The sequence below is a fragment of the Burkholderia sp. APQ4-4ca genome, from assembly GCF_057837105.1.
The window spans coordinates 1-7,491 of sequence record NZ_JBYQCG010000135.1 but is presented as its reverse complement, the minus strand read 5'-3'; the positions used below and the strand labels follow the sequence as shown (position 1 = coordinate 7,491).

The 7,491-nt window shown below is 67.4% G+C and carries 8 protein-coding genes and 1 pseudogene; 4 read left to right on the top strand and 5 right to left on the bottom strand.

Going from position 1 to position 7,491, the window contains the following annotated elements; all coding sequences use genetic code 11:
• Window positions 1–1,958, top strand: a 1,958-nt coding sequence (locus AC3IFE_RS16745) for a restriction endonuclease (protein ID WP_489191209.1), incomplete at its 5' end; no start/stop codon positions are given.
• 134 nt (window positions 1,959–2,092) lie between these two features.
• On the opposite strand, the gene AC3IFE_RS16740 is transcribed toward AC3IFE_RS16745, so the two are convergent.
• The 4 genes from AC3IFE_RS16740 to egtB all read right to left on the bottom strand — a co-directional run bounded on the left by AC3IFE_RS16740 (window position 2,093) and on the right by egtB (window position 5,204).
• Window positions 2,093–2,347, bottom strand: coding sequence for a hypothetical protein (locus AC3IFE_RS16740; protein ID WP_489191208.1), 255 nt, complete (start codon window positions 2,345–2,347; stop codon window positions 2,093–2,095).
• Between the two features lie 56 nt (window positions 2,348–2,403).
• Window positions 2,404–2,691 (bottom strand): hypothetical protein, encoded by a 288-nt coding sequence (locus tag AC3IFE_RS16735; RefSeq protein ID WP_489191207.1) that lies wholly within the window; start codon window positions 2,689–2,691, stop codon window positions 2,404–2,406.
• A 292-nt stretch (window positions 2,692–2,983) separates the two neighbouring features.
• Complete coding sequence (gene egtD / locus AC3IFE_RS16730; RefSeq protein ID WP_489191206.1) at window positions 2,984–3,997, bottom strand: L-histidine N(alpha)-methyltransferase; 1,014 nt, start codon at window positions 3,995–3,997, stop codon at window positions 2,984–2,986.
• Window positions 3,981–5,204 (bottom strand): ergothioneine biosynthesis protein EgtB, encoded by a 1,224-nt coding sequence (gene egtB / locus AC3IFE_RS16725; protein ID WP_489191205.1) that lies wholly within the window; start codon window positions 5,202–5,204, stop codon window positions 3,981–3,983. The genes egtD and egtB overlap by 17 nt, the downstream gene beginning before the upstream one ends.
• A 580-nt stretch (window positions 5,205–5,784) precedes the next feature.
• Here egtB and AC3IFE_RS16720 point away from each other — a divergent pair.
• The 3 genes and pseudogenes from AC3IFE_RS16720 (at window position 5,785) to AC3IFE_RS16710 (ending at window position 6,657) form a co-directional block, all read left to right on the top strand.
• The gene (locus AC3IFE_RS16720) at window positions 5,785–6,261 is read left to right on the top strand and encodes a carboxymuconolactone decarboxylase family protein (protein ID WP_489191203.1); all 477 of its coding nucleotides are present in this window, start codon (window positions 5,785–5,787) and stop codon (window positions 6,259–6,261) included.
• Window positions 6,261–6,419 (top strand): annotated as a pseudogene (locus AC3IFE_RS16715) (sigma factor); the annotation flags it as partial. The gene AC3IFE_RS16720 and the pseudogene AC3IFE_RS16715, both read left to right, overlap by 1 nt.
• A 31-nt stretch (window positions 6,420–6,450) precedes the next feature.
• The gene (locus AC3IFE_RS16710; RefSeq protein ID WP_489191242.1) at window positions 6,451–6,657 is read left to right on the top strand and encodes a hypothetical protein; all 207 of its coding nucleotides are present in this window, start codon (window positions 6,451–6,453) and stop codon (window positions 6,655–6,657) included.
• Window positions 6,658–6,747: 90 nt separating this feature from the next.
• Here the strand turns inward: AC3IFE_RS16710 and AC3IFE_RS16705 are convergent, their stop codons facing one another.
• A complete protein-coding gene (locus tag AC3IFE_RS16705) occupies window positions 6,748–7,263 on the bottom strand; it encodes a DUF2628 domain-containing protein (protein ID WP_489191201.1) in 516 nt (171 codons plus the stop codon).
• Window positions 7,264–7,491: the final 228 nt, after the last annotated feature.

Sequence of the window (7,491 nt, the reverse complement as noted above, 5' to 3'; positions counted from 1 at the left end):
GCGCCGAATACGTCGAGCTGCGTCACCCGGAAGGCGAGGCGTTCCTGTCGCTCGGCGAGGCGTTCGGCGACATCGACACGCTAGCCGTGCAGCGCGAGATGATCCGCCGCACGATCCGCGAGCATCTCGACAAGGAATTGCGCCTCGCCGAGCGCGGCGTGAAGGTGCTGTCGCTGTTCTTCGTCGATTCGGTCGAACGCTATCGCCGCTACGACGAGAACGGCGTGCCCGTGAAGGGCGACTACGCGCTGATCTTCGAAGAGGAATATGCGCGCGCGGCGCGCGTGCCGGCCTACCGGGCGCTGTTCGACGGCGTGGACGTCGCGCTGGAAGTCGAACGTGCGCACAACGGCTACTTCTCGATCGACCGCAAGGGCGGCTGGACCGACACGAGCGAAAGCAGCGCGGCGGCCCGCGAGAACGCGGAACGTGCGTACGGCCTGATCATGCGCGAGAAGGAAGCGCTGCTGTCGTTCGACACGCCGCTGAAGTTCATCTTCTCGCACTCGGCGCTGAAGGAAGGCTGGGACAACCCGAACGTGTTCCAGATCTGCACGCTGCGCGACATCCAGACCGAGCGCGAGCGCCGCCAGACGCTCGGCCGCGGGCTGCGCCTCGCCGTCGACCAGGACGGCGAACGCGTGCGCGACGCGGGCGTGAACACGCTCACCGTGATCGCGACCGAACGCTACGAGTCGTTCGCCGAGAACCTGCAAAAGGAAATCGAGGCCGATACGGGCATCCGTTTCGGGATCGTCGAGGAACACCAGTTCGCGGCGCTGCCGGTGCAGGAAGACGGCGGCCCCGCGCATGCGCTCGGCATCGAGCTGTCGCGCGTGCTGTGGAACCATCTGCACGAGCAGGGCTACGTCGATGCGCAGGGCAAGGTGCTCGACCGGCTGAAGGATGCGCTGCGCCAGAGCGCGCTCGTGCTGCCGGATGCATTCGAGCGACTGCGCGCGCCGATCGTCGCGACGCTGCGCAAGCTGTCGGGCCGCTTCGCGGTGCGCAATGCCGACGAGCGCCGCGCGATCGCGTTGCGGCGCGATGCGTCGGGCAAGGCCGTCGTGTTCGGCGAGGATTTCCGCGCGCTGTGGGATCGCATCCGCCATCGCACCGTGTACCGCGTCGAGTTCGACAACGCGAAGCTGGTGCGCGACTGCACGGCCGCGCTGCGCGACGCGCCGGACATCGCGCGTGCGCGGCTGCAATGGCGCAAGGCCGAGATCGACATCGGCAAGGCCGGTATCGAGGCGATCGAGGTGGCCGGCGCCGGCACCGTGCTGCTCGACGAAGGCGAACTGCCGCTGCCCGACCTGCTCACCGAGCTGCAGGACCGTACGCAGCTCACGCGCCGTTCGCTTGCGACGATCCTCGCCGACAGCGGCCGGCTCGACGATTTCCGTGTGAATCCGCAGCAGTTCATCACCGTTGCGGCCGATGCGATCAACCGCTGCAAGCGGCTCGCGCTCGTCGCGGGCATCGCGTACCGCAAGCTCGGCGAGCGCCACGTGCATGCGCTCGAATCGTTCGAGAGCGAGGCCCTGACCGGGTATCTGCGCAACTTGCGGCTGGACGCGCGCAAGTCGATCCATGAAGCGGTCGTGTGCGAGACGGATGCCGAGCGCACGTTCGCCGATGCGCTCGAGGCGCACGACGGCGTGAAGTTGTACGCGAAGCTGCCGGCGTGGTTCCGCGTGCAGACGCCGCTCGGCAGCTATCACCCGGACTGGGCCGTGCTCGCGGAACAGGACGGCGGCGAGCGGCTGTACTTCGTCGTCGATACGCCGAATGCGGACGGCCACGTGCCGAGCGAGCACGAGCGCGCGAAGCTCGCGTGCGGCGAAGCGCATTTCCGCGCGCTGGTCGAAGGTGACGGCGCGGCGCGCTTCGTGCGGGTCACGCAGGTCGATGCGTTGTTCGAACCCGCGGCGCCGACGGCGGGCGCGGGGCGGTGAGACGAAGGGCGGCGACGAGCCGCCTTTTTTGTCGGCGGATCAATCCTTGTCCCAGGGTTGGGTGCCCGCGTGTCGCCCTTCCAGGAACAAGGACCGGGGGCGACGCCGCCGCGTCGCCCCCGGTGAAGGCGCCGTTACTGCGCCGGCTGCACGCCCTGCGCGGCGGCCTTGTGCTGCGCGGCCTGCTCCTGCGCGTGCTTCTTCGCCATGTGATGGCCGACGATACAGCCGCCGACCGCGCCGGCCACCGCGTGGTGCCCCGCATAGTGGCCGGCCACACCGCCGACCACCGCGCCCTTCATGCAGCCTGCAGCGTGCGCGCTGCCGATCGTTGCGAGCGCAACGACCGCGGCGGTTGCGTACCGTCCGATGTGCCGGATGGGATTCATGCGATCACTCTCCTCGTGTCGTCGTGATCAGTGCTCTCGCGAGCCGGTCGCCGCGCTTAGTCCCAGCGGCCGCGCCACCCGCCGCGATCGCGCCACTCGTGCTCGCGCCATTCATGACGGCGCCATTCGCGTTCGCGCCATTCACGCTGACGCCAGCCGTAGTCGCGATAACCGACCGGCGCGTACACCACCGGGCGGGGCGGCGCCACGTAGACGGGCGCCGGCGCCGTATAGACGCCCGGCACGCCGATGCCGACCGACAGGTCGACGTGGGCCGACGCGACGCCCGAAGCTGCCAGCGCCGCTACACCGAGAACTGCACCGAGAATAAGTTTCTTGCTCATTTCGCGACTCCCTGCACGTGTCGTGCGTCATGTGACTACGGTTCGGAGTCTAGGCATCGGACGCTGACACAGGTGAAACGGGTATGCGAGACAGGTAACGGACGTTTACGGGTGCCCGCAAAGCCTTATGGAGCAAGGCAAAGGCGACATTCCAGACACCGTTGCGGCGGCGCACCGGCTCGGTAAAAAGGGGATTTTCGGCACGAAACCGGCGATCGGAGCGAACACGCCGGTATGCACGGGGAGCGAGCCGCCCTCACCTTGCGGCGCGGGCGGCTCGTAGCGGCGCGCGTTACGCGCGAATATCGTCGACGCTGCGCAGCCAGTGAACGCTGAACAGGTTGTCCGCGTCGGTCCACACGGTATCGGGTGCGAACCCGGCGCGGCGTGCGATCGCATGGAAGCCGTCGATCGTGAACTTGTGCGAGTTCTCCGTGTGGATACGCTCGCCGGCTTCGAAGCGGAACGCGTGGCCGCGCACGTGCACCGTCTGCGCGACGTCGCTGACGAGATGCATCTCGATGCGCTGCCGCTCGCGGTCGTAGAACGCACAATGCGAGAACGCGTCGACGTCGAAGTCCGCGCCGAGCTCCGCGTTCGCGCGCACCAGCAGGTTCAGGTTGAACTGCGCGGTCACGCCCTGCGCATCGTTGTACGCGTGATGCAGCGTGCGCTCGTCCTTCACGAGATCAGCGCCCACCAGCAGGCCGCCGCCGCGCAGCAGCCGCGCGGCGTCACGCAGGAACGTATCGGCCTCTTCCGGCGAGAAGTTGCCGATCGTCGAGCCGGGAAAGAAGCCGATGCGCCGCCGCGGCGTGTCGGTCAGTTCGGCCAGTTGCTCGGCCTTCGTGTAGTCGGCCGCGAGCGGCGCGACGTCGAGCCACGGATAGGCCGCACGCAGCCGCGCGGCTGCATCGTGCAGGTAGGCGGCCGAGATGTCGACCGGCACGTAGCGCGCCGGCGCGTTCGCGTAGTTGCTCGCGAACGCGTCGAGCAGCACGCGGATCTTCTCGAGCGAACCCGCGCCGAATTCGACGATGTCCGCATGCGGGCCGACGCGCCGCACGATCTCGGCCGCGCGATCGCGCAGGATGCCGAGTTCGGTGCGCGTCGGGTAGTACTCCGGCAGTTCGCAGATGCGGTCGAACAACGCGGAGCCGGCCGCATCGTAGAAATATTTCGGCGGGATGCTGCGCGGCGTGCGCGACAGTCCGTCGATCAGGTCGCGCTCGAACGCGCTCGGCCGCGAATCGCGGGCGGGTTGCAGGCCACCGCTCGTGGCCGTCAGGTCAGACGTCTCGCGCAAGTCGCACCCCCGTGAATTGCCAGCGTGCCGCCGGCGGAAAGAAATTGCGGTACGTCGGCCGTTCGTGCCCGGGCGGCGTCGCGATGCTGCTGCCGCGCAGGACCTGCTGGCCGACCATGAACTTGCCGTTGTATTCGGCCGCTACCCCGGCGAGCGGCCGAAATCCCGGATACGGCTCGTAGGACGAACGCGTCCACTGCCACACGTGCCCGAGCATCTGGCGGATCCCGTCGGCCGCGAACGCGGTTTCCCATTCGAATTCGGTCGGCAGCCGCGCGCCGGCCCATTCCGCATACGCGGCCGCTTCGTAGAAGCTCACATGACACACCGGCGCGTCGGGCGCGAGCGGTTCGACGCCGTGCAGGCCGAACGTGCGACGCACCCGTGTGGCGGCCGCATCGTCGTCGTCCGGCATCCAGTACGCGGGCCCTTGCCACCCTTCCCGCTGCACCGTGGCCCAGCCGTCGGACAGCCAGAACTCGGGGCGCGTATAGCCGCCGTCGGCGACGAACGCCGCGAATTCCGCATTCGTCACGAGGCGGTTCGCGATCTCGTACGGCCGCACGAGCGCGGTGTGACGCGGCCGTTCGTTGTCGAACGAGAAGGCGTCTCCGTCGTGGCCGATCTCGACGAGCCCGCCCGGTTGAGGCAGCCAGCGCAACGGGCCGGCGTCGCCCGCGGCCATCGCGTGGCCGTCCGTCGCGTCATGCGGCCGGAACGCCGGCTTCAACGGGTTGCACGAGAACGCATGCAGCATGTCGGTGACGATCAGCTCCTGATGCTGCTGTTCGTGATGCAGGCCGAGCACGAGCTCGGGCGCGATCGCGTCGAGCAGCGCCGCATCGGCGCCGGCCAGCGCGCGCAGCATCGCGTCGTCGACGTATTGCCGATACGCATGCACGTCGTCGAGCGACGGCCGCGTGAGCAGCCCGCGCTGCGGCCGCGGATGGCGCGGGCCCAGCGCTTCGTAATAGGAATTGAAGAGGAACTGGAACGCGTCGTCGAACGGCGCGTAGCCGGGCACGCGGCGCATCAGCACGACGGTTTCGAAGAACCAGGTCGTATGCGCGAGATGCCATTTCGTCGGACTCGCGTCGGGCATCGACTGCACGGCCTGGTCTTCGGCGGACAGCGTCGCGGTCAACGCGACGCTATGGGCGCGCACGTCCTGGTAACGGCGCTGAAGCTGGGATGCAAGAAGGCTCATCGGTTTACCGTTCACGTCGCGATTCGCTGCGTTGCGTTGCCGGAAAAGGGAAAGCCTTGCGCTGGGATGCGCGCGGCTGACGGGCAATGTGCTGCTGCGTCGTCGGGCAGCCGGCGCGCGCGCCGGGCCGCGGATGCGGCGTCACTTCATCTGCCCGTGCGGAACAGTATGGTCCAGAAATGTGAACGTCGCGAATCGGATTTCCGGTGAAACGAATATGAAAGAAAAATGAAAGCATGCGTGGTGGGAGCGTCGCGTGTTTCAGGAACCGCCGACGCCTGTCGTGACGGGGTTCGGCCAATGGATGCAATGCGCGTGCCCGCGGCTGCGGACTCCTGACGTCCGGTGACAGCCGCACCGCGTGCGTGAAAGGTCGATCGCGCGTTCGTCGGCGCAGCGGCGTCATGCAGCCGATTCGTCAGTCGATCACGCAACCTGATTACTGCCCTGCTCCACGGCTCCGCCCTTCGCGTGCAGCTACCCGTTTCGACCATTCCAAAGAAATTTTGTGCATCGATGTCACACGCGCGGGGTGCTCGCTCGTCATATCGGCGCAACCCACACGAAAGGAGAAGGAACCATGACTGCGAAACTCAATCCGTTTGCCGCCGCCCCCGCGCTGATGAAAAGCTGGATGACCGTGTCGGTCGCCGCGGCCGGGAGCCTCGAGCCGACGCTGATCGAGCTGGTCAAGATCCGCGCGTCGCAGATCAACGCGTGCGCGAACTGCCTTAACATGCACACCGTCGAGGCGCGCGAGCAAGGCGAGACCGAGCAGCGCATCCATCTGCTGTCCGCGTGGCGCGAAGCGCCCTGCTACACCGACCGCGAACGCGCGGCGCTCGGCTGGACCGAGGCGCTCACGCGGCTGTCGGAGGGCCACGCGGCGCACGAAGCGGCCCGTGCGGCGCTGAACGACCATTTCAGCGAGGAGGAACAGGTGAAACTCACGGTGATGATCAACGTGATCAACGGCTGGAACCGGCTCGCCGTCGGCTTCGGGCTGTGGGTCGACCCGGCCGACGCGAAGGCCGCCGCCGCGAAGATCGTGGCCTGATGCCGAACCTCGAGCCGGCCAGCGGCAACGCCGACGAACGGGCCGACGCGGCGGCGAGCTTCGATCCGCTGCGCCGCACGCTGATCCGCGTCGCGTACCGGATGCTCGGTTCCGTCGCGGACGCCGACGACATCGTGCAGGACGCGTTCATCCGCGGCCGGCAAGCCGGTATTCGGCTTCGAACTCGTGATGCGGGTGCATACGTACCTCGCCGAGCTGTTCGCGACGCATGCGTCGACGCTCGTGCGGGCCGGGTTCATCAACGGGCTGCCGGGTTTCGTTACGCTGGAAGCCGACGGCGAGCTGCAGACGACGACCGCGCTCGAAATCGACGACGGGAAGATCGTCGCGATCTATGTCGTGCGCAATCCTGACAAATTGAAGCATCTGCATTGAGAGCGGCGCGAGCATGCGCCGTGTGCGATGTGCCCGCCGGTGCCGCCCTTTCCTTTCTGCGCTGCGTTTACCGATCGGCGGTTACCGCGATCAGTACATCGCGCCTCCGGCGTTGCCGATCATGTACAGCAGGACGCCGAGCAGCGGCGTGGCGATGGAGAAGCCGGCCGCCGCCAGCCAGTTCGTGCCGCCTTGCGCCTCGAGCAGCGCGAGCAACGATTCGCGAGACGTCGCGTTCGGGCGCAGTTTTTCGATCTGGCGCTCGACGTGCCGCTTGTAGAGGCTGTTCCCGCACCAGCCGATCGAGACCGCGATCCCGATCGTAATCGGGTCGAGCGTGCTCGATTCGAAGTAGGTCGGGAAGTACAGCAACTCGACCAGCGTGATGCCCAGCGTGGCGGCAAGCACGGCGGCCGCCTGCCAGTACATGCATCGATACGCCATCCAGACCGGGCCGAGGAAGCACGCGGCCCAGTTCCACGACTGCCGGCTCCTGCGCGATTCGGCGATCGCCCACTTCCGTTCGAACCAGGCGGCTTTCGTGCCGACGTAAGCGGCGATTTCGTCGTTGCTCGCCGATGATGCGGCGGTCGTGACCTCGGACATGATCGTGTGCTCTCAGTCGCGCGGATTGCGCGTCGTTGTTTTGATGCGGTGGAAGTCGGGTGACGGGCGAAAGTGCCGCGTCGATGCGCACACGATTCTACGCGCCGTGCAGCGGCGGTTGTGTGGCGAATCGGATTGCCGGTGACGATGCGATGCCGGGCGCGTATCGCGCAACGTATCGGGGATTCACGCGTTGTTTCGGGCCGGAAAAGAAAAACGCCACGCGAT

Coding starts and splice junctions, on each gene's coding strand:
- AC3IFE_RS16740 (WP_489191208.1), bottom strand. CDS start 2,347: ATGAATCCCATCCGGCACATCGGACGGTACGCAACCGCCGCGGTCGTT.
- AC3IFE_RS16735 (WP_489191207.1), bottom strand. CDS start 2,691: ATGAGCAAGAAACTTATTCTCGGTGCAGTTCTCGGTGTAGCGGCGCTG.
- egtB (WP_489191205.1), bottom strand. CDS start 5,204: ATGAGCCTTCTTGCATCCCAGCTTCAGCGCCGTTACCAGGACGTGCGC.
- AC3IFE_RS16720 (WP_489191203.1), top strand. CDS start 5,785: ATGACTGCGAAACTCAATCCGTTTGCCGCCGCCCCCGCGCTGATGAAA.
- AC3IFE_RS16710 (WP_489191242.1), top strand. CDS start 6,451: ATGCGGGTGCATACGTACCTCGCCGAGCTGTTCGCGACGCATGCGTCG.
- AC3IFE_RS16705 (WP_489191201.1), bottom strand. CDS start 7,263: ATGTCCGAGGTCACGACCGCCGCATCATCGGCGAGCAACGACGAAATC.